The sequence below is a fragment of the Rivularia sp. PCC 7116 genome, assembly GCF_000316665.1.
Taxonomy (GTDB): domain Bacteria; phylum Cyanobacteriota; class Cyanobacteriia; order Cyanobacteriales; family Nostocaceae; genus Rivularia.
In genome coordinates this window covers 4,168,363-4,193,475 of the sequence record NC_019678.1, presented here as the reverse complement: position 1 = coordinate 4,193,475, position 25,113 = coordinate 4,168,363, and the positions used below count along the sequence as shown (strand labels likewise).

20 protein-coding genes and 1 pseudogene are annotated in these 25,113 nt (G+C 37.3%); 9 read left to right on the top strand and 12 right to left on the bottom strand.

Going from position 1 to position 25,113, the window contains the following annotated elements; translation table 11 throughout:
- The first annotated feature begins 2 nt into the window (after positions 1–2).
- The gene (locus RIV7116_RS16310) at positions 3–653 is read left to right on the top strand and encodes a leucine-rich repeat domain-containing protein (RefSeq protein WP_015119398.1); all 651 of its coding nucleotides are present in this window, start codon (positions 3–5) and stop codon (positions 651–653) included.
- A 50-nt stretch (positions 654–703) separates the two neighbouring features.
- Positions 704–1,969, top strand: a complete 1,266-nt coding sequence (locus RIV7116_RS16305; RefSeq protein ID WP_015119397.1) for a leucine-rich repeat domain-containing protein — start codon at positions 704–706, stop codon at positions 1,967–1,969.
- Here RIV7116_RS16305 and RIV7116_RS16300 read toward each other — a convergent pair.
- The 4 genes from RIV7116_RS16300 to RIV7116_RS16285 form a co-directional block, all read right to left on the bottom strand.
- On the bottom strand, positions 1,955–3,409 hold the full coding sequence (locus RIV7116_RS16300) for an ATP-binding protein (RefSeq protein ID WP_015119396.1): 1,455 nt from the start codon (positions 3,407–3,409) through the stop codon (positions 1,955–1,957). The two genes, RIV7116_RS16305 and RIV7116_RS16300, sit on opposite strands and share 15 nt — an antisense overlap.
- On the bottom strand, positions 3,406–4,089 hold the full coding sequence (locus tag RIV7116_RS16295) for a response regulator transcription factor (RefSeq protein WP_015119395.1): 684 nt from the start codon (positions 4,087–4,089) through the stop codon (positions 3,406–3,408). Before RIV7116_RS16295 ends, RIV7116_RS16300 begins: the two co-directional genes overlap by 4 nt.
- Before the next feature lie 204 nt (positions 4,090–4,293).
- Positions 4,294–5,406 carry a YHYH protein gene (locus RIV7116_RS33935; protein ID WP_015119394.1) on the bottom strand — a complete coding sequence of 371 codons (1,113 nt, stop codon included), beginning with the start codon at positions 5,404–5,406 and terminating at the stop codon, positions 4,294–4,296.
- Positions 5,407–5,436: 30 nt separating this feature from the next.
- Positions 5,437–6,564, bottom strand: a complete 1,128-nt coding sequence (locus RIV7116_RS16285) for a YHYH protein (protein ID WP_015119393.1) — start codon at positions 6,562–6,564, stop codon at positions 5,437–5,439.
- A 650-nt stretch (positions 6,565–7,214) separates the two neighbouring features.
- Between RIV7116_RS16285 and RIV7116_RS16280 the strand changes: the two genes are divergently transcribed.
- The 3 genes from RIV7116_RS16280 to RIV7116_RS16270 are packed head-to-tail and all read left to right on the top strand — an operon-like array spanning position 7,215 to position 10,744.
- Positions 7,215–8,723, top strand: a complete 1,509-nt coding sequence (locus tag RIV7116_RS16280; RefSeq protein ID WP_015119392.1) for an efflux RND transporter periplasmic adaptor subunit — start codon at positions 7,215–7,217, stop codon at positions 8,721–8,723.
- A 23-nt stretch (positions 8,724–8,746) separates the two neighbouring features.
- Positions 8,747–10,030 carry an ABC transporter permease gene (locus tag RIV7116_RS16275; RefSeq protein ID WP_015119391.1) on the top strand — a complete coding sequence of 428 codons (1,284 nt, stop codon included), beginning with the start codon at positions 8,747–8,749 and terminating at the stop codon, positions 10,028–10,030.
- Positions 10,031–10,063: 33 nt separating this feature from the next.
- The gene (locus tag RIV7116_RS16270) at positions 10,064–10,744 is read left to right on the top strand and encodes an ABC transporter ATP-binding protein (RefSeq protein ID WP_015119390.1); all 681 of its coding nucleotides are present in this window, start codon (positions 10,064–10,066) and stop codon (positions 10,742–10,744) included.
- A gap of 245 nt (positions 10,745–10,989) precedes the next feature.
- Here the strand turns inward: RIV7116_RS16270 and RIV7116_RS16265 are convergent, their stop codons facing one another.
- Complete coding sequence (locus RIV7116_RS16265; RefSeq protein WP_015119389.1) at positions 10,990–11,265, bottom strand: hypothetical protein; 276 nt, start codon at positions 11,263–11,265, stop codon at positions 10,990–10,992.
- Between the two features lie 993 nt (positions 11,266–12,258).
- Between RIV7116_RS16265 and RIV7116_RS16260 the strand changes: the two genes are divergently transcribed.
- Positions 12,259–12,786: a hypothetical protein gene (locus RIV7116_RS16260; RefSeq protein WP_015119387.1), complete on the top strand. Its 528-nt coding sequence runs from the start codon at positions 12,259–12,261 to the stop codon at positions 12,784–12,786.
- A gap of 54 nt (positions 12,787–12,840) precedes the next feature.
- Here the strand turns inward: RIV7116_RS16260 and RIV7116_RS16255 are convergent, their stop codons facing one another.
- Complete coding sequence (locus RIV7116_RS16255) at positions 12,841–13,941, bottom strand: alkene reductase (RefSeq protein WP_015119386.1); 1,101 nt, start codon at positions 13,939–13,941, stop codon at positions 12,841–12,843.
- Between the two features lie 1,100 nt (positions 13,942–15,041).
- Positions 15,042–16,191, bottom strand: a pseudogene (locus RIV7116_RS16250) (RNA-guided endonuclease InsQ/TnpB family protein); the annotation flags it as partial.
- Here RIV7116_RS16250 and RIV7116_RS16245 point away from each other — a divergent pair.
- Positions 16,110–17,018 (top strand): AraC family transcriptional regulator, encoded by a 909-nt coding sequence (locus tag RIV7116_RS16245; RefSeq protein ID WP_083894073.1) that lies wholly within the window; start codon positions 16,110–16,112, stop codon positions 17,016–17,018. The pseudogene RIV7116_RS16250 and the gene RIV7116_RS16245 sit on opposite strands and share 82 nt — an antisense overlap.
- Positions 17,019–17,186: 168 nt before the next feature.
- Here RIV7116_RS16245 and RIV7116_RS16240 read toward each other — a convergent pair whose 3' ends face one another.
- On the bottom strand, positions 17,187–17,825 hold the full coding sequence (locus tag RIV7116_RS16240) for a histidine phosphatase family protein (RefSeq protein WP_015119384.1): 639 nt from the start codon (positions 17,823–17,825) through the stop codon (positions 17,187–17,189).
- 443 nt (positions 17,826–18,268) lie between these two features.
- Positions 18,269–20,128: a CAAX amino protease gene (locus RIV7116_RS16235; protein WP_015119383.1), complete on the bottom strand. Its 1,860-nt coding sequence runs from the start codon at positions 20,126–20,128 to the stop codon at positions 18,269–18,271.
- Positions 20,129–20,295: 167 nt separating this feature from the next.
- Here RIV7116_RS16235 and RIV7116_RS16230 point away from each other — a divergent pair, with 167 nt between their 5' ends.
- Both RIV7116_RS16230 and RIV7116_RS16225 read left to right on the top strand, forming a co-directional pair.
- Positions 20,296–21,192: an amino acid ABC transporter substrate-binding protein gene (locus RIV7116_RS16230; RefSeq protein ID WP_015119382.1), complete on the top strand. Its 897-nt coding sequence runs from the start codon at positions 20,296–20,298 to the stop codon at positions 21,190–21,192.
- A gap of 476 nt (positions 21,193–21,668) precedes the next feature.
- A complete protein-coding gene (locus tag RIV7116_RS16225; protein ID WP_015119381.1) occupies positions 21,669–22,979 on the top strand; it encodes an AAA-like domain-containing protein in 1,311 nt (436 codons plus the stop codon).
- Between the two features lie 110 nt (positions 22,980–23,089).
- Here the strand turns inward: RIV7116_RS16225 and RIV7116_RS16220 are convergent, their stop codons facing one another.
- The 3 genes from RIV7116_RS16220 to RIV7116_RS35865 all read right to left on the bottom strand — a co-directional run bounded on the left by RIV7116_RS16220 (position 23,090) and on the right by RIV7116_RS35865 (position 24,870).
- Positions 23,090–24,376, bottom strand: a complete 1,287-nt coding sequence (locus RIV7116_RS16220; RefSeq protein ID WP_015119380.1) for a response regulator — start codon at positions 24,374–24,376, stop codon at positions 23,090–23,092.
- A gap of 173 nt (positions 24,377–24,549) precedes the next feature.
- Positions 24,550–24,696: a response regulator gene (locus tag RIV7116_RS34995; RefSeq protein ID WP_083894072.1), complete on the bottom strand. Its 147-nt coding sequence runs from the start codon at positions 24,694–24,696 to the stop codon at positions 24,550–24,552.
- A 36-nt stretch (positions 24,697–24,732) separates the two neighbouring features.
- Entirely contained in the window at positions 24,733–24,870 is a 138-nt protein-coding gene (locus RIV7116_RS35865; RefSeq protein ID WP_157229292.1) for a hypothetical protein, read from the bottom strand.
- Positions 24,871–25,113 lie beyond the last annotated feature (243 nt).

The window sequence follows — 25,113 nt, the reverse complement described above, 5'->3', positions numbered from 1 at the left end:
TGATGACTGAAGAAGAATTACTAGAGCAAATTGAACAAGCAGCAAGAGAAGGATTAAAAACATTAAACCTTGCCCGTCAAAGCATAAAGCTGTTACCGAAAGAAATCGGTCAACTCACTAATTTAAAAGTACTTAATTTAGATGAAAATCAACTGATTACTTTACCTAGAGAAATCGGAAATCTAACTAATCTAGAATATCTCTGTTTAAGTCGCAATAAATTAAGTAGCTTACCATCAGAAATTGGTAAACTTATTAATTTAGAAGAACTTGACCTGGAAGAAAATCAAATCAATAGCTTACCTCCAGAAATTGGAAAAATTAATAATTTACAGTGTCTTGATTTAGAAAGTAATCATCTAAGTGAATTACCCAGAGAAATTGGTCAACTGACTCGGTTAAAATCTCTTTATCTCAGCGGAAATCAATTAAATGAATTACCTTCAGATATTGGTCAACTGACTAGATTACACACCCTCTACCTCGGCGGAAATCAACTTACTAGTTTACCTGTGGAAATAAAAAAACTTACCGGACTTATAGAGATAGAATTATCTAAAAACCCAATATCTATTCCACTAGGGGTATTAAAGAAGAGTCCCAAGCAAATTATTAATTTTTATTTCAAATTACAAAATCATGGCTCGAATTAATTGAAATTAAGATTACTAAATTAACATATTACACTATAGATAACTTATGAATGATGAACGAAGAAGAACTATTAAAAATAATCGAACAAACAGAAAAAGAAGGATTAACAACATTAAACCTTTCTGGTGAAGACTTACACTTTTTACCAAAGGAAATAAAAAAACTACCTAATTTAGAATATCTATATTTAGGAAATAATCACCTCACTGAATTACCAGAAGAAATTGAGCAACTCAAGAAATTGAAGCTTCTCGACTTATCTAACAATCTAATCAAATCATTTCCATTAGGAATCGCAAAGCTGACTAATTTAAAGGTACTCAGTCTGGATGACAATTATTTAAATAATTTACCTGAAGAAATCGGTAATTTAAATAATTTAGAATATCTAGATTTGAGCAACAATCAATTAAATCAATTACCTCCGGAGTTTGGAAAACTCATTAAGTTACAAGAACTTTGTCTAGAAGGAAATCAACTGACTAGCTTACCCTGCGAATTTGGACAACTCAGCAAGTTGAAAGAATTAGATTTGCTTGAAAATGAATTAACTTACTTACCAGAAGAGTTTGGAAAATTAATCAATTTACAAAAAGTTGATTTAGGAAACAATAAACTTATAACTTTACCAAAAGAAATCGGACAACTCGCGAATTTAGAGCTATTAGAAATTGGAGAGAATCAACTAACTAGCTTACCTCCTGAGCTTGGAAAACTCAGCAAGTTGAAACAACTTAACCTATCTGTTAATCAATTGAGTGATTTACCGCTATCGCAAGCCAAATTGATTAATTTAAAAACGTTGTATCTATGTTCCAATCAATTTACTAAGTTACCCGCAGAAATATCTAGATTGACTAACTTAAAATCTCTCTATGTAATTCAAAATCAACTAAATAACTTAACCCCTGAAATAGGTCAACTATCTAATTTAGAGCTTCTCGATATCAGCGAGAATAAGCTTAATAGCTTACCAACAGAAATTGAAAAACTGACTAGTTTACGATATTTTATCTTAAATGTAAATCACTTAAGTAATTTACCAAAAGAAATCGGACATCTAACTAATTTAGTAACTCTAAACCTTCAGGAAAATCAATTAACTACTTTACCAACAGAAATCGAAAAGCTTATGAATTTAGAATATCTTTTTCTGAGCGAAAATAAAATTAGTAATTTACCTATAGAAATAAAACAACTTACAAAGCTGAAACATCTTGATTTATCTAAAAATCCAATTTCAATTCCACCAGAGATTTTAAAAGAAAAACCTCAAAAAATACTCAATTGCTATTTCACCTCACACCACCGGTAAACAAAGACTAAAAGATGTCTCTCCTTCCGAAGCTGGATTAAGGATTAACTCACCATGATGGGCACGAACTATTTCGCGAGCAAGACTCAAACCCAATCCAATTCCTTCTACTTTACGGTTGCGAGATGGATCTCCTCGATGGAAACGGTCAAAAATTCGAGTTCTATTCTCATCTTTTATTCCCTCAGATGCATTAACAATAGTAACTTGAAGTGAATTTTGATTTGCGAAGGCATCAACTTTTATCCAACCGTCAGCAAGATTATATTTTATAGCGTTACTAATTAGATTTTGCAAAACCTGCATCAGCAAATCTTTGTCACCTTTAACTTTTAATCCCTTTGCAATATTAGTTTGTACTCTCAGATGAGGAGCTAACATTTCCATATCTTCTAACATCTGAAATAATAACTCCGAAATATCCACCTTCACCAGGTATAGACTCAATTTTCCGGCATCGGCTAAAGACAACAGTAACAATTTGCGGATAATTCCATTCAGACGGTGAACTTCATCCAATAAATAACTCAAACGCTGCTGTACTTCACTTCCGTGAGTTACCTGCTGTAATGTTCTTTCTAATTCTCCTTGCAAAATCGTTAATGGAGTTTTTAATTCATGAGCAGCATCACCACTGAAACGAGAAGCTTGATGAAAACTGCGTTCTAAACGTTCGAGCATTTGGTTAAATACTTGAATCAATTCCACAAATTCCACATCTGTTTTATCTAGAGGAATTCTTCGATCTAATCCTTTGGCACTAACTAGTTGAATTTCACTAGTTAACTGATTTATGGGACGTAAAACACTTCCAGACAGCAACCACCCACCAACTGCAATTAATAACAATACTCCAGGGATAGAAATCAAGAAAATATTGGTAATCGCAGCCATTTCTTGATTAACTACTTCTAAATTAACAGCAACTGCTATTTGAATTTTGCGAAATTTAGCCGTACCAATTCGCCAAGTTCCTGTTTCTGTAGATTCTGTAGTTAAGAGAATGGGAAGTGGGGCAGGAGGTAATTCCTTGCTGGATAGATTACGAGCAGTTATTAGTGGAGAGGGATTTGTTAATTTTAGTTGCTTATTAAGCAGACGATGCAAATCCCTATCTAAAATGATTTCCTGAGTTTGGTAAAGTTTATTACCCTCTTTGTCAAGTACTAATAGAGCCGTAGGTATTTTTGTATTTGCTCCTAATACATCGGAAAGTGAATCGGAGTATAATTTCCATCTCTGTTTCTGGTAAAGTTGCGTAATATCTCGTTTTGGTGGACCATTTCCTCGCATTAACTGATTAATAATTTGTGCATCCAAACGGCTAATGTTGGCATTGTAAATTTGCAACCAGGAAATTCCACCAAACCCAATCAAAGCACTACCAGCAAGAACTGAAGAGAATAAAGCAATTCTCAGACGAAACGAAGCTAGTTTCATGAATGAGTATCTGCTTGACGAAAGCGATAACCAACTCCGCGAATACTTTCAATCCATTCTCCCTTGTTAATAGGGTCAATTTTTTTCCGAATCCGCTGGATACAAACGTCTACAACATTGGTATTTGGATTAAAATCATAACCCCAAACATGCTCTAATATTTGGGTTCTGGTAAAAACTCTTTCTGGCGATCGCATCAAATATTCTAGAAGATTAAACTCGCGAGTGGTAAGCTCAATCGCTTTTTGATTGCAAGTAACTTCCCTAGTAATTCTATCTAATTTTAAAGCTCCCACAGCAATATAATTTTGCCGCTCTCCCACAGTACGACGGATAACAGCATGGATGCGAGCAACTAATTCTTCCACAAAGAAAGGTTTGGCAATGTAATCATCAGCACCCAAGTTCAACCCTTGTAATCTATCATCAAGTTCATTCCGAGCCGTTAATAAAATTACCGGAGTATTCTTACCTTTTTGACGCAATTGTTTGAGAATTGATAGCCCGTCTTTTCCAGGAACCATAATATCCAAAATAATTGCATCATATTCGTTTTCTAAGGCTAGTAAACAACCTTCATTCCCATTATCGCAGTAATCTACAGTAAACCCTTGCTCCTTTAGTCCAGCCCGAACAAAGTCAGCAATTTTTGCTTCATCTTCGACAAATAGAACATTCACAACTATTCAATAGCTTCCGCACGCGATAGTAATATTTTAAACTTGCTACTCAAAAACTCACATTACAATTTTGTAATCAAGAATTACTCCTATCCCACTCTAAGATTTCCTATAACAATTTCTTTCTCTCTCACTCCCTCCCTCTCTCACTCCCTCCCTCTATCAAAACCGGTAATCTTCCACCGGGAAGGGAGTATGTAACCGTTAGTGTTGGTGTCGGCAGGCTGTTGTTGTCTGAACTGTTTCCCCCGCAACTTTTTGGTACTCAAACTCCCAACAATCCGATGAAGTCTTACGGTACACAACTGCACTTGTTACACCAGGTGTAGTTAAAGAATTGAAACCCAAACGATATTCTCCATCTTCATTTTTCTTAAAATCAGTGATAAGCGTAGAGACAGGCTCACCATAGCTACCACCAAAGGGGCTTGATGTACGCTGCGCCAATGCATCGAAGGTGGGAGGTTCTATTTGTAGTTTAGAGTCAAAAAATCCGTGATGGCAACCTACAACATATGGTGGGGTTTTGGTTGTGTAATGCACATAACTACCATCTGGTAATTGCAGCGCGTTGCACTCATCAAGTTCTTGATCGGGTAGATAACTAAGGTCGCTGTATCTACCCCGTCCATAATATTCATCACCACCTTCACCGAAATAGATAGGCGTGCCGTCAAGAGCAAAGGCAATAGGTAATTCAGGATTATGTTTATCCATCAAGCAAACCGGAGCGTAATGATAATGATAGTCTTCACCCTGCCCCGCGTGACCGCCACATTGGTCTAATTCGCCCTGAACAACGGTATCATTGCGCTCCTCATAGTTATCTAGGGAAGTTGAAACATCAGGTCGTCGTTCGTAATGAAAAATAGGCACACCGTCAACTGCAACTGCTATCGGTCCACGCGGACTTGCTTCAACAGGCTCATCTAACCACTGAGGTTTGAGAGGAATACGCCACTGATAATCGTATGGAATCGCAACTCTTTGTATCCAAGATTTGATGCCTACCATTGGTACATCTTCACTGCTTCGGGAAGTCAAATCGGGAAGACCTGTAGCGGTTACCTCAAGGGAATCAGCAGTACAATTAATTGCCTCAGAATCGAGGTGTAACCCAAAAGCTTTTTTATAGGTTGTGCAGTCTGTTGCGGTTGGCGAACTTTGAGCGTTTTTTGTTTCTTCGTCACCATTACGCTTACTAGCATCAATTGTGTTTGCGCTGCTTGAATTTGGTGTCTGTTGCGTGCAACTCAATGATGAGCTAGCCGCGAAAACTGCTGTCAGAATAAGAATTGGAAGTCGTCGTACTTGCATATTATATAGAACCTATTACTTAGATATTGGTTAATCTTGTTTTGGAGGTAATACCACAGGAGAAATGCCTTTTCTCGGAGTCATATTTCCAGGTGGTCTTTGACCCTGCGGTGGTCTACGAGGTCTACCACCCCTTCTACCTTGCTGACCTTTTACCAAAGTTCCATGAAAACAAGAAATTACTGAATTTTTTGCTGCTTTATTTGCGTGATAATGGTATCCTAATCCTTCTACTTCATGACCTCCGCACTCATCCAGTTCTGGAGTTTGATTACTTTCTTCATAAGTACTATGGATAGGGAACCCGTCCATAGCGTATCCAACTAATTTCGTTTCACCATCAACTTTGCTTTCGACACCAAAACATCCAGTAATACCATGTTGGTGATACCCAATGACTGGATTAATATGACCTCCACAATCATCAAAAGCAGCTATAGTATAGGCTGAGAGAATTGCTTGTACCGGTGCTGGACTATCAATTACAACCCCATTAATAGTTACTCCGACTTTATTTCTGCCAAGATTGGTAACGGTATCACTTTTGACTGGGTTTGCAGGTATTTCAACAGTAGTTTGAATCGGTGAGCCGCCTTCAAGCCATTCTATTTTTCCTTCAACACAATTGTATTTGTATTCCTCTTCTACTTGAGGTTTAGCCGCTCCATCAAACTCTTCTTTCGTATCAGTAACATTTACATTGTTATTTGAATCATATAGTATAAATTTCTCGTCATCGTATATCTCAGGAAGTTTCATAATAAACTTACCATCTAAATCGTAGATATTCTCACCATCAAGCCAAATACCAGTTGTTTCTTTGGAGTCAGCGGTTGTTCGCGGACAAAATGGTCCTGCTTCATAATTAGACGGGTATCCGCTTACAGTAATTGATTGACAAGTAGTTTGGGTTCCATCTACCAAAGTACAATTTTTGGTAGTAATATCTTTAACAATTGCATTTTTTAGAAACGTCATACCAAGGGTTTCGTATTGTGTAAGTGCAGTTTCTGCTTCTTCTCCACTATCTTGATTTTTAACCCGATTGTCGCTAATCTCGCTCATGTTAGTGCTGCTTGCAATTGGTTTCTGTTTAGTGCAACTAAATGATGAGCCTGCCGCTATAACACCTGTAAGAATAATAATTAGTACCTTCATATTATATAATTCCCTGCTTGAATTGCTGTTAATCCAGATATCATACAAATAACTAGAAAAAGGGTACTAAAAACTGTAGGAACATATATTTAGGGAGCATTTTAGCAATTTTTAGTTATAACCCTATGGAAACAGATTTTATCCTAGAATAATTACTTTTTAACGACAAAATTTACGTATTAAAATTACAATTTTGTAATTCAAACAAACAGTAAATTTTTATGTCAATATGTTGTGATTAATAAATATTAAATCCTTTTCTAAATATAGAAAGTACGGATTTTGTCACAAAATAATTGCTGGTCAAAAACAAAATTTACGCCTCAAAATTACAATTTTGTAATTTAAACACAGGATTAATTGTTATATCGATATACTGTAATTAAAAAGTATTAAATCCAGGACTTACGCAAGTGTCACACAACTTGGGTGGTGCGTGACACTAAAACCCTCACTATTACGTCAAAAAATCGAATAAGTGTCACAGCACCCTACAGCATAAATGTGCCAGTTGCGTAAGTCCTAAAATCATTAGATAAATATAAACAAGTAATTAATAAAGTTCTTGGGATACTCCCACACAGAGCCGCACAAAACGCAATCAGAATCATTTATTGTTGCTTCTTGCACTAATTGTGCATTCGTAGCGTATGAAACTTCAATCTTCCCAACATGCGATATTTCAGCCTTTAGGAAAAGGCTCGTTCAAACATAAACTAAGCAAGTGGCTAATAGGTTTACTGATTCTCTGTTTATTAACGGGTGGTGGATACCTTATTTACCGCCAGGTAGTGATTTCTTTCGCTCAAAAAGCCAGAAGCAAAATGTTGACGGTTCCAGTTGAACGAGAAACGTTACCTATTACTATCTTAGCCAACGGTGCAATTGAAGCCAAACAATCAACCAACGTTAGCCCCGATACTTCTGGACGGTTAAAGAGCTTGCTTGTAAAGGAAGGGGACTATGTAAAAGTCGGACAAATCCTGGCACGCATGGATGACTCAACCCTACAAGGGCAGTTTATTCAAGCACGGGGTTCTCTAGCTGCGGCTCAAGCAAATTTGAAAAAGGCAATTGCGGGTAATCGCTCTCAAGATATTGCTCAAGCACAAGCACAATTAGAGCAAGCTCAAGCTAATCTGCAAAAAGCAATTGCGGGTAATCGTCCTCAAGATATTGCTCAGGCTCAAGCACGTTTAAAAAGCGCTCAAGCAAATTTAAGAAAAGCTGAAGATGATTTTAACCGCAATCAGCAACTATATAATGCTGGTGCCATTTCCCTACAAATTCTCAACCAACAACGTGCCGAACGCGATAGCGCCCAAGCTGCGGTAAATGAAGCACAGCAAGCATTAGCATTACAAAAAGCAGGAACGCGCACTGAAGATATCGAGCAATTAAAGGCAGCAGTCAAAGAAAAGCAACAAGCTTTAGCACTGCAAAAAGCAGGAACGCGCACCGAAGACATTGAAGCTGCACGCGCACAAGTGATTCAACAACAGGGCAACTTAAAAACGATTGAAACACAGATTCAAAATACAATTATTCGCGCTCCTTTCAGTGGCATTGTCACTGCCAAGTATGCAGATCCAGGTGGTTTTGTCACACCTACCACATCGGGAAGCGAAGTATCTAGCGCAACTTCTTCTTCGATTCTCTCCTTGGCATCAAACTATCAAGTTGTAGCAAATGTGGCTGAAACAGATATCAGTAAAATAAAAGTCGGGCAGTCAGTCACTGTTATCGCTGATGCCTATTCTGATAGAACTTTTAAAGGCAAAGTTGCTGAAGTTGCGCCTCAAGCAACGGTAACTTCTAACGTCACTAGCTTTGAAGTCAGAGTAAACTTTACCGATTCTGAAACTCTGCTGCGTCCCGGTATGAACGTCAATGCAAAATTCAATGCAGGTAAATTAAATAATGTGCTTGTCATCCCAACGGTGGCGATTCTACGGCAAAAGAACGGCACCGGAGTACGAGTAATTACTGAAAAAGGGATTCGATTCGTACCAATAAAAACCGGACTAACAGTTAATAGTAAGACTGAAGTACGTTCCGGTTTACAAGGAAACGAGAAAGTTTTGCTTAGTGCTCCATCAGGTTCTCAAAGAAATAGTAACAGAAATCGTCCCCCTGGTGGTGGTCCTCCTCCTTTGTGATATGCCCTTTTAAGTTGATTAAAATGAACGCACTTGACTTCAAACCACGAGTTAAAAAAGTATCTACGGTATCGCACGTGGAAATTCTGACAATGGCTGTTGAAGCGTTGTGGAATAACAAACTCCGCACTATGTTGACAATGTTAGGCATCATCATTGGTATTACAGCAGTGATTGCCGTTACCGCCATTGGTCAAGGTACTCAAAAAGCTACCGAGCAACGATTACAATCCCTTGGAAGCGACATTTTGCAAGTGCGATCGGGTGCAGCTAGAAGCGGTAGAGTCCGGCAGGGGGCTGGGAGTGCAACAACGTTAACCTTGGAAGATGCTGAGGCGATCGCTCAACAGGTTTTAGGAGTTGAGCGCGTATCTGCTTTCCTGGAACAAAACGCTCAAGTTGTTTATGCCCAAAACAACAACTCGTTGACAATTATTGGCACCGATATCAACTATCCAGATGTACGCAACACCCATCCTCAAACAGGTAGATTTTTTACTCAAGAGGAAGTTGATGCGGGAAAACCTGTGGCAGTTTTAGGTCCCACCGCACGAGATGAATTACTGGGTTCGGGAAGTAGTGCAGAAGGTTCACAAATCCGCATTCAAGGACAAATCTATGAGGTAATTGGCGTTATGGAGACGAAAGGAGCGCAAGGAAGGCAAAACCCAGATGAACTAATTTATATTCCCCTCACCAATATGTCTGCTCGGCTAGTAGGAAACAACTCTGTTAAAGGAATTGCCGTCAGAGGAATTTATGTCAAAGTCAAAAGCCAGGATAGGTTAGACGCTGCCGAATATCAAACTACAAATCTGTTGCGGGTACGACATGGTATTTTTCCCGCAAAAGACCATAAAGACGATTTTAGAATTATCAATTCAGCTGATATTATCGAAACCCTTACCAGTACATCTAAACTGTTTACCATCATGATAGTAGCAGTCGCCGCAATTTCTTTAATTGTCGGGGGTATTGGCATTGCCAACATTATGCTTGTGTCAGTGGTTGAGCGGACAAGAGAAATCGGGATTCGCAAAGCAGTTGGAGCTACTAATAGTGCTATTTTGAGCCAGTTTTTAGCTGAAGCAGTAATTATTGCAGCAATGGGAGGAGCGATTGGTATCTGCTTGGGGATTGTAATTGGCTTCGGTGCCTCAAATTCGTTTAAATTTCCCCTTGTGATTTCACTATGGTCGATTTTATTCGGATTTGGTTTGACATTTATCATTGGGTTGCTAGCTGGAGTAATACCCGCTCGTAATGCTGCCAGACTTGACCCAATCGAAGCGCTCAGGAGCGATTGAAACAGCATACTGATAGCTTAGAGGATTACGAATATGGCAACTATGATTTGGATGGAAGGCATTGAAAAAACTTATTGTTTAGGGGAAAGCAAAATTCCAATACTCAAGGGGATTAATTTATCTATCGAAGAAGGCGAATATGTTGCAATTATGGGGATGTCTGGTTCGGGAAAGTCTACACTGATGAATATTATTGGTTGTCTCGACCGCCCAACATCTGGATATTATGTTCTAGAAGGTAGAAATCTGACTACACTAACTAATGATGAGTTGGCATATATCCGCAATCAACATATCGGTTTTGTGTTTCAGCAATTTAATTTACTACCTCGCTCCACGGCTTTAGAAAACGTCATGCTGCCAATGGTGTATGCAGGTATTTCTAAATCGCAACGCAAAAAACGGGCTGAGTCAGCCTTAATCCGCGTTGGCTTAGCAGAGCGAATGTTAAACCGTCCCAATCAGATGTCTGGCGGACAACAGCAGCGAGTAGCCATTGCCCGTGCCCTCGTCAACCGTCCTAAACTTGTTTTAGCAGACGAACCCACAGGAGCATTGGACACCCAAACTTCCGGGGAAGTGATGAATTTACTAACCGAACTTAATAGTCAAGGTATCACAATCGTTATTGTCACCCACGAGCCAGATGTCGCCAACCAAACCAACCGCATTATTCACGTCAAAGATGGTTTAGTGACTCACAAAGTAACCTAGTTAAACGAATTTTAGCCAGAATTATAATTGCTTTTGTTGTTGATTCAATTACAATTTTATAATCAACAATCATAGTCAAATGTAATATTTCCTAACTTTAATTACCGAGGTAGTTAAAGTAAAATAATAATTAAAAATGTCAAAGATTAATTAAAGAAGGGTATTAATACAAGTAAAGCCTTCACAAGTTTTCATCGCTTGTAAAGGCTTTGCATTCGCATTACAAAAAATCAGTATTGTTTTTCTTATCTGCGGATTCTAACTAATTTACATTCCCGAACTTTTCTAACACCTCTTCTTGTTCGGACACGCTTGTTAACGCAAACCTCCTTGAACTTCTTTTTATTAACTCTTCGCTTCTTTTTACCTCTTAAATTTACATTTATATCAACTACATCAACAACTTTTTCTCTTCGATAATCGTTGTTAGAAGTACGGTAGGGACTGGCTGATACAGGCAATGCAGTAGTTACTAAAGACGCTATTACCAATATTCCTGTTGAAACTTGATTCCAATTCATAATTAAACCTCTTAAAATGAGTGGATAACTAAATACTAGAAAGCCTTCAGATTCAAAATCTGTATATTTGTCCTAAAAAAAGTGTCTTTCGTCCCTTTACAATTTAGTACTTTGATTAATTGACATAGGGGAGTCTCAAGATAAACAGAACCTTGAGAAAGATTCATGATTTTTTCGCGAATAGCTCTATTTTAGCTTCACAAATCTAGAACTAAAATTACAAAATTGTAATCGAAAACTAAAGCTAAACTCGATAAAATTATCATCAATTTAATACGTCTAAATCACATGAATAAGTGATTCTATTTTTGTTATATATTTTAATCATATATTCGCTCAAATACTTACTTGAATAAAGAGCTAATACCGATAAAGTTATCTTCGAGCATATAAAATTATTAGATGCTAACACTTTTGGCTTTGAAGATTTAACTGGCACATTTTGCTTGTAGGGTGCAGTGACAGTTCGCTTGATTTCTAACGCAATAATAAGGCTTTCCTATCAAGCACCAACCAAAGCCTTATGACAATTGCGTAAGTCCTGTTTAAGTAAGTGAACAAAATTATTTACTCTTATTAAAAGCTAAGAAAATTAGCCATAACCCTTGCGATGAGCCGCAGCTGAGCCGCACATAAAGGTGAACGCGCTCATGCTTCGTTTCACTACCCTTCGGGAACATCTTCGATGAACGTTACACTCGCAATAACATTGTGTAATTAATTATGTTTAACTACTTATATAAATCAAGCTGGATAAAACCTGTAAAGATAACCAACGACAATAAAACTAGAATCACAATCAATTAATTGATGGGGATTATCAAGAGAAGCAGAACCTTCACAAGTATTCATCATCGCTCATCAAGGTTTTGCTTATATTTACTCTTCCAAGACTTAAATTACAAAATTTTAATCAAAAACCAAAGTCAAATGTAATTTTTAACTGGCTTAATCGTAAATGTAAGCAACTGATTCGGAGTTCAAAGTTTAATTATGAAACTTAATCAACTACTCACTTTAACCGCAATTCCCGCATTACTTGGAACATTAGCTTTTGCTTCCGTCAATAAGATTAATGCAGCTAGTCCATCCTCGTTAACTATCGCTCAAAACCAACCACCCCAAGGACAAAGACGACCCCGAAGACAAAAACCAAATTTAAAAGCAGCAGCAGAAAAATTAGGAATTACAGAACAACAATTAAAAGATGCTCTGGGACGACCACCGCAACCTGATTTTGCAGCAGCAGCAAGCAAGTTAGGAACTAGCGAAGGAGAACTAAAAGAAGCTCTAGGATTACCCGAAAATCCTCCCGAATTAAGCGAAGGTCAACGACCACCTAAACCAGATTTTAAAGCAGCAGCAGCAAAGTTAGGTGTTACCAAACAACAAATCAAAGAAGCCTTTGGACCAAGACCCAGAAAAGATTTGAGTGCAGCAGCAAGCAAGTTAGGAATTAGCGAAGAAGAACTAAAAGAAGCTCTTGGAGTTCCTGAAAATCCTCCCGAACGTCCGGAATAAATTTTCACCGAGACGTAGCACTGCTACGTCTCTACATTTATGGAATAACCATTCCTACACAGCTACCTTATCCTGATATGTCGGAAAATCTGTATAACCTTCCGCTTCAAAGGAATACCAAATAGCCGTTTCTGGATCGGCATTAAGTTCCCAATTATTAGCAAAACGCTCAACTAAATCGGGATTACTGATAAATGGTCTGCCAAAAGCAATTAAATCAGCTTCATTGGCAGCGATCGCTTTCTCTGCGCTCTGTTTGTCGTAACCGCAATTACCTATCAAAGTACCGTTATATATTTTTCTCAATTCAGCTACAGTCATTGGTTCACCAAGTTCGTGGAAACCAAAACCCAAACCGTCAAGTACGTGTAGATAAGCCAACCCATATTGGTTTAACTGCTCGATTACATAAGTAAAAGTTTCCCGATAATCTGGCGAACCCATATCGTTGTAATTACCGTTGGGAGAAAGTCTAACTCCTACCCTTCCCGCATCCCATACGGTAAGAACAGATTCAATAATTTCTTTCAAAAACCGATAGCGATTTTCTAAACTACCACCATATTTATCGCTGCGTTGATTGGTTTTAGATTGTAAAAATTCATCGATAATATAGCCGTTTGCACCGTGAATTTCTACTCCATCAAAACCAGCTTGTTTGGCATTTGCTGCTGCTTGACGATAATCTTCCACAACCTGGGAAACTTCTGCTGTCTCCAAAGCTCTCGGAGTTTCATGAGGTTTTTTACCGTCTGGTGTATGAGCTTCTGAGCTTTCAATTCTAATTGCTGAAGGTGCAACAGGAAGCTGATTATTTTCCTGAAAACTGCTGTGAGAAGCTCTCCCCGTATGCCATAACTGCAAAAAAATCGGCGTTCCTTTCGCGTGTACTGCATCAACTACTTGCTTCCAAGCTTCTGTTTGTTCGGGAGTATAAATTCCGGGAGTATGCAACCAGCCATTTGCTTGTTTAGAAATAGTTGTCCCTTCGCTAATAATCAAACCAGCACCCGATCGCTGAGCGTAATATTCTGCCATTAAAGCATTTGGCATTCTTTCCGCACCCGCACGAGAGCGAGTCATCGGAGCCATTACCAAACGGTTTTTTAAAGATAGATTCTTGAGATTGAAATCACTGAGGAGATGGGAAGTCATTCGATTTTAGAGACTATGCGAATATTAACAACTTTCTAATACTAGCTACATACCTCATAAATTATTCATGCTTCACATAGTTTTATTAGGCAAATTTTAGTCATTAATATATAGCTATAATTCAACCTAATCTAGATTCAAGTTCTAATTAAATATCAGTATTCATTAGTCTTAACTTATCTAAATATTTCGCAATGTTTTGACCGCTTATTGATGCTATTATCAATAGTCCAACAGCAGTATAGGAGTTACAGTATGTAACATACTATTTGTAGGCTGGCGAAAGTAATTCACGGTTTTAAATTCATTCCTTGTAACATAGATAAATCGTTATTTTTTGTAGTATGTAGGTTGTTTATTCGAGCTCTTTTTAGCGATTTACAAAATTTAATCAGGCTGTTGTTTACATTACGCAATATTAGATAAATATCGATTTGATTCTTGTTTTTATAATGTGGGATAATTAATAGTTTTATAAACGCAGAGGAATACAAAGGTAAGCGCAAAGGTACGCAGAGTGAGAGAGGGATGATTTTAATTAAGAAGGCGATCGCCCTTAATATTGGTTTAGGAAAAGGAAAACATTAATTACTAGGTTTCGGATTAATTTAAAGTAAACCTTTGAAACCATTATTTGATTTATATTTTTAATTTACGTCTGGTGTGCATTAAAATATAAAAGACCACCATGTCATTTTATAAAAAACAATTCAGAATTTTCTCAATTTTATTTGATGAAAAAAATATTTTAATTAATGAAAATATGAGATGATGAATAAATTGAATAGTTAATTTTAATAATGGAAATATAAGCAAAATTTTCAGATAAGGCAAGCCTCCCCATTATTTAAAATAATCTCTACAATGAATAATATCACGAAAACGTTACAAATTAAAAAAACTGCACTCTTTTTATTTGCAAAAAAAACTTGGCAATTATCTATACCTTACTGACGAAAAGATAAGTAATTATCTCATTATATACGGCATTATATAAAATATGTTTGTAGTAAAGATAACTTATAATTTTTATGTAAGGTCAATTGCTTATTTTCAATAACTGAGAAAATTGGCTCTTGCAACGCAATCGGTAAATGAAGTTAGTGACGTACTCCACACACTCCCCTTCGGGTGAGTGTGGGCTTCTCAGAGACTCTAGGCAACCCTAGACATAAACTGAGCTTGTTTATACAGGTCGTGCGCCCCACGATTCCTGATGTTAATTGCGGCATTTTGGTCACGGCAAATAGAAGTATGACAAACCGGGCAATTATGCATTCTTTGAGACAAAGGTTTCTTTACTTTGTGACCACAATTTGAACACTCTTGAGAAGTACCATGAGGCAATACTTTTATTACCACCAAACCAGCATTTTCGGCTTTGTTTGTAAGTATTGAAATGAATTGTCCCCAACCTGCGTCATGAATACTTTTAGCAAGTCTAGTCCTAGCCAGACCTTTTATATTTAACTTTTCAACCGCTACTACATCATAATTTTTAAGTAGTCGATTAGCTATTTTAAAATGAAAATCTTTCCTTGTATCAGCAATCTTTTTATGCTGTTTACTTAATTTTCGTATAGCTTTTTTACGTCTATTAGAACCTTTTTTGCGGCGAGAAACGCGCTTTTGAGCTTTACATAATTTACGTTCTGCTTTACGTAAATATTTTGGTGCTGCAACTCTTTCGTTATTAGACGTAACAATAAAGTCTATTAATCCGGCATCAATCCCAACAATATTATCCCGGTTAAAGTCAGGTTTAATTGTTGGTACTGTCTTATCATCAAGGCTCAAAGTTACATAATAACCATCCGCTTTCTTCGTGACGGATACAGTTTTTATTGTGAAACCGTCTGGAATAGGACGATGTACGATTACTTTTACATCACCAATTTTTGAAAGCTTTATCACTTTATTTGAGAAATGATGTTGCTTGAACTGCTGATAAGTAAAAGTCTTATATTGACCTTCGCCCTTAAATCTCGGCCGTCCCGATTTTTTACCGCGAAGTCTGCCGGACAGAGTACTCTTTCCGGCGAGCTTCGCGTTAGCATCACCTTTCAACCATCTATCAAAAGCTTTTTCAACTCTTTTCGGAACTTCCTGTAATACTTGGGAATGAATATCTTTGTACCAAGGATGTTCTTTTTTAAGTTGTGTTAAAGATGCTTTTTGATTGTAATAATTTGGTTGCTCTATTAATTCAGGCAGGTAGCAAACCAAGGAACATCTATCAATTGAACAACGTTTATTTGGAATATCACCAGCATCCACCCCACGAAACTCCCGAACATTATCCCAAACAACATGTTTTAGCAATTCAAACTGTAGGGAGAGTTGAAGCAGAGCGACGATTAGATGGAAGCTTAAAACAAGAACAAGTCAATGTCGGTGACGTATGTATTGTTCCCGCTCATACTCCCCATTGGATTCATTCAGCTGGAGAACAAGAACTGATATTACTTAGTTTAAAACCTTCTTTTCTCAAACGTATTGCTTATGAATCAATTACTTCGGATATTGAACTCTTGCCGCACTTTGCTAAACCCGATCCTTTAATTTACCAAATTGGATTATCTTTAAAAACTGCATTACAAACAAATCCTTTAGAAAGTCGTTTTTATGCAGATTCTTTAATTACAGCTTTAGCCGCGCATTTATTGCAATTCTATACAGCCAGAAAGCCAAAAATTAATGCTGATGTAGGAAGTAATTCTCAAATCGGACAAGCCATAGAATATATTCACGAGCATTTAAACGAAGATTTATCATTAGAAACTATTGCTTCGCTGCTTGATATAAGTAAATACCATTTTTGTCGCTTATTCAAACAAACAACGGGTTTAACACCTTGGCAATACGTTATCAAAGTGCGAGTTGAAGCAGCAAAAAGGTTACTTGCTAAACCTGAATTATCAATTGTTCAAATTAGCCGTCAGTTGGGATATTCAAGTTCGAGCTTTTCACTATTTACCAGGGGAACCAGGAAAAGATATTTTAGAAATGGGCGGTTACTACACTGCTGGTTTAATTCGCACCGATTCAACTTGGAAAATCAAACGTTGGAAATTTAACGTACTTTGGAGTCGCGGTAATCAACAAATTTTCGACGTTGCCAGAAAAAAAGTTGTTTAGTAATTTGTGAGATATTTGTAAAATCAATTCAAATGGGATGGACAAGAATGCCCCTCCCATTTATCTAATCATCAAATACCAATTACCAATTACCCATTACCAATTACCTAAGTTCCCTTCCGAGTACGAATATCTTCTGGTATATGATTTCTATCTCCTAAAAATTCCAGTAAAGGACCGTGAACATCAAATTTAACCATACTCACCGACGCAACTAAAATATTAATCCGATAGCGGTAACTACCCAAATCAATACCTAATAAACTGCAAAGCATAATCCGAATAGTTGCCTTGTGAGAAACAACTAAAACATTACCTTCAGGATGTTTTTCTTGAATTTCAGCAATTACAGGCATAGAGCGGTTTGCGATGTCCACCGCAGTTTCTCCACCCTTCGGAGCATTCCAAGCGGGTTCAGTTAACCAATTAATATAATTTTCTGCATAATGCTCTTGAGCAAATTCCTTACTTTTACCTTCCCACTCACCATAACTACCTTCCCGCAGCCCATCCCGCAACTGCATATCAATTCCGGTAGCATCACAAAACGGTTTCGCAGTCGCCACAGTACGCTTCATCGGACTAGCGTAAACAGCTTTCCACTTCAGCTTCTGATAAACATCAGCAAAAGATTCCGCCATATGCTCCCCTTCCGGAGTCAATTCCGCATTAGTTTCCCCGCAAAAATCACCACTTTGACTAAAAGTAGTTTCTCCGTGACGCAAAAAATATAAATTAAGAGCCATAAATAGTTTCGCAATTGAGGCAATAAATAAGTTACCTAGCAATCCTATCGAATATAACGAGAAACAGAAGTTAACTTAAGGTCAAAGGTTAAAGGTTAAAGTTCAAACTGTAAATTATTTTTGGGGAGCATCCCGATTTTGAACAAACATTGTACCCGATACCCTGTAAGGGTGCAGCTACATAAACTAAGCCCCTTCGGCTTCGCTAGTTTGGGGGAACGCCACTTGCTACAACGCGCTTGTTCCCGCGCAACGCAGTAACTCACTTTGAGGCTTTTTCCTCCTTGTTGTTTGTCTAAGTCCAGTTAGTAGCCCACGCAGGTGGGCTTCGCAGTATTAGCCCCAGGCTTCTAGCCTGCTGGCTTTTTGCCTTTTGTCCTCTTGTTATCCGATTTTCCCCATGCCCAATGCCCAATTCCCCATGCCTAATTCCCCATGCCCAATTACTTAAAAATCATAGTCGGCGCAACTGGTGCGATAGTATCGTCATATCCTCCGACTTGATTAGTTCTTAATACCCATGCCGTGGCTTTTTGCTTGAGAAAGATTTTTACGATTTCGTCTTGCGCTCTCTTGGGTAATACAGTTCGCCAACTTTTCAACATTTTGATGGCAGTTGTAAAAATATTTTCATTTTTACTGTTAGTTCCGAATAAATCTTTGGCATTTTGCTGCCAGTCTCGACGTACTACACCCAAGGGAATTAACTGTTTTTCTAAAATATCTCCTAAAGATATTAATTCGTTAAAATACTGAGTTTGTTTATCATTTGGATGCTTTTGTAACCATTGGTTTATTGCCGGATTTGATTTAACTAAGTTCTGTATATCGTGAATTGTGGCGTAAAGTGCTTGATTAGAATCTTGAACGCAGGAAGCTGTTGGGCTGATTAATGATGCCCCGGTTCCATCTCCGAGGCGATAGCGGGCTGTAATTTCTCTAAGTTCTTCGATAAATTCTGTTAGGGGAGATACTTTAATTCCACCAAAATCATAATCAGTAGTAATCGGCTCGTATTTAATCAAAATATCGCTTACCGGACGAGTTCCCAACCAACCCCTCCATAATGAACCCATATAAGCAGCCCAAGTTAAACTACCGGCAATAATCGCTTCTGGGTTATGACAATAAACTTGGTGGTAAATAATATCGAAGCGTAATTCCGAAGTAATCTTATCTTTTACTACCTCTGCAATTCCGTAGGAAAAATGACCTGGAACCGGAAGCCAAGATGATGCTTCGGCTTTTTGACCACCAATACCACCGAATAAATGAATTACTAAAGCTTTATCTCCTAACTGCCATTCAGATAAGGCACCTTTTATATTTGCCCGTTCTGGTGCTAATAAAACTGTATCGTAATTTCCTTTTTGTAATTTCGTTTTTGCCCAAATTCTTTTGTTAAGATACTCAAATATTTTTGGAGATTTTGTAATTACCTTTTGCGGTTCTATCTTGACTAAAGCGCGGGGTTCAATCGCTTGTACCACAAATATACCTTCTGCATTTGGCGCGCCGTAAATATACCAGCCCTCAATATTCGCAGGGGATTTTTCAATATCTCGATTGCTCGAACGAGGAATACCTTTGATATCCTGCGGTACTTGCGGTATACAAATGATTTCTTCGATGCCCTGACTAAAACTTCTAGTTGCATTATTGTAATGATGAACTTTAAATAAATCGCTTTGGGGTTCTATTCTTGCTTGAAACTGCACCAAAGCAACAAAACGTCCCGCAATTTCTATAGGTTCGCGTTCGATAATTAATTGCGTCTCGCCCTTAGCATCAGCTTGCACTTCTGGATTCAATAGCATAACGCAGACATCATTCATAGGTCTTGCACCTGCTAAAGATTCCAAAGAATCAACTTGAGCCAGCCCATCTAATCTTACAGGGTGAACCAAACCTTTTTGATGACTTTTTTTTGCTTGGTTGGTAAATTTAACGTCAAAACTCATGCGTTTGACATATTCTTGAACCTTGCGATCGTCACTCCATTGCAATTTCACAACTTTACCGAGCAAGTGCCTGTATGAATTGGGAGTATTTTGAAGTTCAAATTTAACAAAACGCTCGTTTTCATGTTCGTTAATAAAAATTAAACGACCACTCCATTCCGCTACAGGTTGATAAAGCTTTAAATCAACTGTTTGATTGATGGGATAATATTCTGGAGCAAATAAAGGCGACTCACTGCTTATTTTGTAGTTCGATGATTTAGATTGTAGAGACTTTTTATTAATGCAATAGATAATAAAGCCGACTGTGACACAGACTACAAATATTATGATGTAATTCATAAATTTTAATTAACTATTATGCGGTACTAAATGTATTTAATCGAGTCAAAATATAAAAAAATGTGACTTGTATCATCTTTACTTGTAATCTTACAGGGGAATTACTGTATTTTGTAACTTACAAAGAAATTTCAAGGTCAACCTTGGTGGTATGAGAAGGAGTGAGTATGTCTAAACAAATTGCCATCGCAGCCTTAAGTCTGCTATTTACAGCAGCATTACCTGGTATTGCTTCAGCGGAAACCGTAATGCAAAAGGTGAAACGCACGGGTGTACTCACAGCAGGAACCAGTAAGGATGCTTTCCCTTTTGCATATAAAAATAAACAAGGTGAGTTGATTGGTTACTCTGTGGATATGCTCAAACTTATCCAACAGCAATTAGAAAAAGAACTTGGTAAAAAAGTCAAACTCCAATTAGTCACGCTCCCCCCAGCCGGACGCATTCCCAATATAGTTAATAGAAAAGTTGATATTGTTTGCGACGCGAGCAGTTTTACTTGGGAACGAAACAAAAATGTCGATTTTTCTTTTAGTTATGGTGCAACCGGTACTAATTTATTAGTTAAGAAAGCAAGTAATTTAGGTTCTCCGAAAAGTTTAGTTGGTAAGAAAATCGGAGTACTAGCAAAAACCACCAACGAAAACGCGATTAAAAGGGCACAACCACAAGCAAAATTAGTATACTTGAAAGATAGATGGCAAGGATATACAGCTTTGCGGCAAGGAAAAATAGATGCTTTTGCCGACGATGGTATTCTTTTAGAAGCCTGGTTGGGTAGAAGTAAAAATTACAATCAATTCAAAGTTGTACCAGACAGACCTTATTCTAGAGAAGGTATCGCCTGCATGATTCCGGAGAATAATTCCGATTTTCTGGATACGGTAAACTATACCTTCTACGGATTTATGCAAGGGTTTGTCAATAATGAAAGTAAATATGTAACTATATTTGACCGCTGGTTTGGCCCGAGGGGAGCAATTCCCCTGAATCGCGATTTACGCGAACTTACAGTAGAAACCATGCGAATAGTTATAGACTCCCATCAAGATGTTCGTCAATAGCCGCTCATCTATACCTAGCGAGGTATTGAAGGTAATTTAACTTCAAAGCTAATATAGATTTATACAGACAAATACCGCCAGATTGCTTCAACAAAGCTGGCGGTAAATAGGGAACACACTAAACACAATATTAGTTTTCCAGGGAAGAAAACTACTTGGTTTGCTAGTAAATTGGGTATTTGATTGAGTCTTTATTCTGTCATATACGAATGTTTTCCTTCAATGGCAGTTAAGCCAGTTAAGTACCCATTTAAGATATTTATTACATTCATTCGGATAATTTATCCACTTAGTAAGTTTAAATGTTTTGTCAAGTATATTTGAGGAATATTTAGTACTACTCCGTATTAAAGCTTTTATTCTTTAGAAAAAATATATTGCTATCCGATAATTACTGAGTAAATTAATATTTAAGGATAATTGATGGGTATGTAATAGATTATTATTTTCAATGAAAATAAATAGGTGTCGATCAAATGGAGGCGGCGAAGCAAAGGCGAAGGCGAGGAATAGTATTAACTGCAACGGGTTTAAAACGGCTGCAAACGGCAATACAGTCAGCCCAGCTGCAAGAAAATGATGGAAGCCGCTTTACGCAGGAAGAATTGAGCAGCCGCATTGGAGTGTCAACAAATACACTATCGCGATTGTGGTCTTTGAAGACTGGAGTAGATTCGCGCTCGGTAAAGCTATGTTTTAGCGCTTTTGATTTAGAATTAACTGGTTCTGACTACAGAGCCTGGGAAGAAGTAGAGCAATCTGAAGGTGCTGAATATCCCAACGGACCTCTATCGTTATATTCAAAATTATATATTTGCCGTCCCCCTATCGAGCAATTAGTTAATCAAGAGATTTCACGTCCAGGATGTTTAGTTCGCATCAAAGCTTCTAAAGGAATGGGAAAAACTTCTTTGAAGTTGAGATTGCTCGATTATGCAAAATCATTGAGTTACTATACCCTACATCTGGATTTAAATTTAGTAGACACCGATAAGTTTCTAAATATAGATGTATTTTTACGCTGGATGTGCCGCATGGTTAGCAAAAGTTTAAACATCGAAGCACAGATAGATGAATTTTGGGATGAGGAAATTGGCAGCAAATTAAGCTGCACCCTTTATTTCCAAGCTCATATATTAGAATCTCTCAATAGTTCTTTAGTTTTATCATTTAACGAACTTAATCGCGTATTTGAATATCCAGAATTAGCTCAAGAGTTTTTACCATTGCTACGCTCTTGGCATGAAAACTCGCAGTACAATCAAGCTTGGCAGAAATTACGTTTAGTTGTGGACTATTCAACTGATATTTATGTCCCCTTAGACGTAAATCATTCACCATTCAATATTGGATTACCCATTCAACTGCCAGAATTTACTCTTGAGCAAGTAGAAGAATTAGCAACACGTTACGAATTAGATTGGCAAGCAGGTAACCAAGCTCAAAAATTAATAGAAGTGATAGGGGGGCAACCCAGTTTAGTCAACATTGCACTTTACCATTTAAGTCAAGAAGAATTAACCTTAGAGCAACTTTTAGAAGAAGCAACTACGGAAAGAGGAATTTATCGGCATCATCTACGAGAAAAACTAGATTATTTGCGAAAAAATACCAATTTAGCAGCAGTATTTTCTCAAATGTTGACAGCACAAAACTCTGTAAGTCTTCCACCTACAGTTGCTTATAAATTAGAAAGTATTGGATTAATTAAATTAACTCCTGATGGTGCAATTATCAGTAGAGAACTGTATCGTTCCTATTTTTCCCAATATCTTAACGCTGAATAAGTAAGTTGACGAAAATGTTCCACATCAAGCATTATAAAAAGGAATTTAGTAAATATGCAAAAATTAAATATACAAAATAAAATATCAACAATTAAACTTAACAACCTTGATTAAATTGGAATTGAAATTATAAACTCAGTCCCTCTATCAATCTCTGAATTAACTTCCAAATTACCATTGTGTTTTTCAACAATAATCTGGCGAGCTATGGATAATCCCAAGCCCGTACCTTTTCCAACAGCCTTAGTAGTAAATAAATGATTAAATATTTTTCCTTTGACTTCTTCTGATATTCCTTTCCCATTATCAGCAATACTAATTTTGATAAAATTTTCTTCTATAAAAGTATTAACAATAATTTTATTAGGATTTGCCTCTATTTCTTTATAACTAAGTTCTTTGTTCGACTCTTCTAACGCATCAATAGCATTTGCCAATAAATTCATAAATACTTGATTCAATTGTCCGGGAAAACATTGAGCTTTAGGTAAATCGCCATAGTTAGTTATTATTTCAATTGCTGGTCGTTTCTCATTAGCTTTAAGGCGATATTTCAAAATTAAGATTGTGCTATCAATGCCCTGGTGCAAATCAGCTTTGACTTTACATTGGGTATCACCCCTAGAGAAAGTACGCAGGCTATCGCTAATACTTTGAATCCGATTTGTAGCCTTTTGCATCGCCTCAAACATTTGCGGTAAATCTTCGTTTAAATAATCTAAATCAATATCTTCAGCATGTTCGGTAATTGTATCTTTAGGTTCCGAGCATTCTTGTTGATATAGCTTTATATGTTCAAATAAATCTGCTACGTTTTCTGTAGCATTGCGAATACTTCCATTAAGGAAACCCAAAGGATTATTAATTTCGTGAGCAATCCCTGCCACTAAATTTCCTAAAGCTGACATTTTCTCGCTTTGGACTAATTGTGCTTGCATCTGTTGCATTGATACAAGAGCTTGTCTAAGTTCAATTTCTGTTTGCTTGCGTTCGATTGCTTCCTGCTGAACTTGAATTTGAGCATTTCGTAAATTCAAATGCAAGTTAACCCTTGCTAATACTTCTTCAACTTGAATCGGTTTAGTAATGTAGTCAATTGCCCCTAACTGCAAGCCACTGACTTTGTGTTCGGTGTCGGCAAGTGCTGTCATAAAAATGATTGGTATATCTCGCGTTTCGGTGTTGGACTTAATACGACGGCAGGTTTCAAAACCATCAATTCCTGGCATCATTACGTCAAGAAGAATTAAATCTGGTTGGATATAGTGCAATTTTTCTAAGGCAGTTTCTCCATTCCTGACAACAGAAATATCAAATCCTGCATTATCCAAAACATCGAACAAAAGGCGAATATTATTTGGTGTGTCGTCAACAATTAAAATTGAATTTGAAGGCATAATTATATTTGAAATTTAAGATTTTGGATTTTAAGATGAATGTTTGCAAAACCTCACCCTAACCCTCTTCTTAATCAGCAGAGGGAAATATTTGCCGTAGATAGAGTCAGGGTGAAATTCAAATATACTCGCAGAAGATGCAAAATTACTGAGTCTTTAAGTTCGGGAGAACATCACATTTGTTTAACCATCTCAAAACCGTTCATTACTGGCATTGCTAAATCTGCGATTATCGCGTCGGGTTTTCCACTATAAGCTTTTTCTAATTCTTCCTTACCATCAATTGCTTCAAGTAATATGATGTCCGGCAAATCACCCATAATATGTCATTGTTCGCTGTGCGAAGCAATGACGGTTCATTTAACAAACATGATATAAATTGTTTGACTAATAGTTAAACCCAATCCCATACCTTCGGTTTGTTTTTCGACTTTACTAATTTGTTCAAAGTCAAATTGAAAAGGTAGATGTCGAATGGTTTTAGATAATGACATGAGAAATCAAACACAATGGCAAGTTTTAAGATTAAGTTTGAATTAAGCTATAAATATTGTTCCCATCTTCGTATTTTTAGTAACATTTTCACCAAAAATGTAGAGAGGGCAGGCATTACCTAGGCTGTGTACTTTGATAAAATTGCGAAATTTTCGTCCATGCAACTTTTATGTCGGTAACAACCACAATCTTTCTCCCTCACCCCGCCCTTACGGGTAATTTGAGGAGAAAAAAGGGGGAGA

Excerpts from the sequence above, each read along its gene's own strand:
- RIV7116_RS16310 (WP_015119398.1), top strand. The coding sequence starts at position 3 with ATGACTGAAGAAGAATTACTAGAGCAAATTGAACAAGCAGCAAGAGAA.
- RIV7116_RS16305 (WP_015119397.1), top strand. The coding sequence starts at position 704 with ATGATGAACGAAGAAGAACTATTAAAAATAATCGAACAAACAGAAAAA.
- RIV7116_RS16300 (WP_015119396.1), bottom strand. The coding sequence starts at position 3,409 with ATGAAACTAGCTTCGTTTCGTCTGAGAATTGCTTTATTCTCTTCAGTT.
- RIV7116_RS33935 (WP_015119394.1), bottom strand. The coding sequence starts at position 5,406 with ATGCAAGTACGACGACTTCCAATTCTTATTCTGACAGCAGTTTTCGCG.
- RIV7116_RS16285 (WP_015119393.1), bottom strand. The coding sequence starts at position 6,564 with ATGAAGGTACTAATTATTATTCTTACAGGTGTTATAGCGGCAGGCTCA.
- RIV7116_RS16280 (WP_015119392.1), top strand. The coding sequence starts at position 7,215 with ATGAAACTTCAATCTTCCCAACATGCGATATTTCAGCCTTTAGGAAAA.
- RIV7116_RS16275 (WP_015119391.1), top strand. The coding sequence starts at position 8,747 with ATGAACGCACTTGACTTCAAACCACGAGTTAAAAAAGTATCTACGGTA.
- RIV7116_RS16270 (WP_015119390.1), top strand. The coding sequence starts at position 10,064 with ATGGCAACTATGATTTGGATGGAAGGCATTGAAAAAACTTATTGTTTA.
- RIV7116_RS16265 (WP_015119389.1), bottom strand. The coding sequence starts at position 11,265 with ATGAATTGGAATCAAGTTTCAACAGGAATATTGGTAATAGCGTCTTTA.
- RIV7116_RS16260 (WP_015119387.1), top strand. The coding sequence starts at position 12,259 with ATGAAACTTAATCAACTACTCACTTTAACCGCAATTCCCGCATTACTT.
- RIV7116_RS16255 (WP_015119386.1), bottom strand. The coding sequence starts at position 13,941 with ATGACTTCCCATCTCCTCAGTGATTTCAATCTCAAGAATCTATCTTTA.
- RIV7116_RS16245 (WP_083894073.1), top strand. The coding sequence starts at position 16,110 with ATGCTTTTTGATTGTAATAATTTGGTTGCTCTATTAATTCAGGCAGGT.
- RIV7116_RS16240 (WP_015119384.1), bottom strand. The coding sequence starts at position 17,825 with ATGGCTCTTAATTTATATTTTTTGCGTCACGGAGAAACTACTTTTAGT.
- RIV7116_RS16235 (WP_015119383.1), bottom strand. The coding sequence starts at position 20,128 with ATGAATTACATCATAATATTTGTAGTCTGTGTCACAGTCGGCTTTATT.
- RIV7116_RS16230 (WP_015119382.1), top strand. The coding sequence starts at position 20,296 with ATGTCTAAACAAATTGCCATCGCAGCCTTAAGTCTGCTATTTACAGCA.
- RIV7116_RS16225 (WP_015119381.1), top strand. The coding sequence starts at position 21,669 with ATGGAGGCGGCGAAGCAAAGGCGAAGGCGAGGAATAGTATTAACTGCA.
- RIV7116_RS16220 (WP_015119380.1), bottom strand. The coding sequence starts at position 24,376 with ATGCCTTCAAATTCAATTTTAATTGTTGACGACACACCAAATAATATT.
- RIV7116_RS34995 (WP_083894072.1), bottom strand. The coding sequence starts at position 24,696 with ATGGGTGATTTGCCGGACATCATATTACTTGAAGCAATTGATGGTAAG.
- RIV7116_RS35865 (WP_157229292.1), bottom strand. The coding sequence starts at position 24,870 with ATGTCATTATCTAAAACCATTCGACATCTACCTTTTCAATTTGACTTT.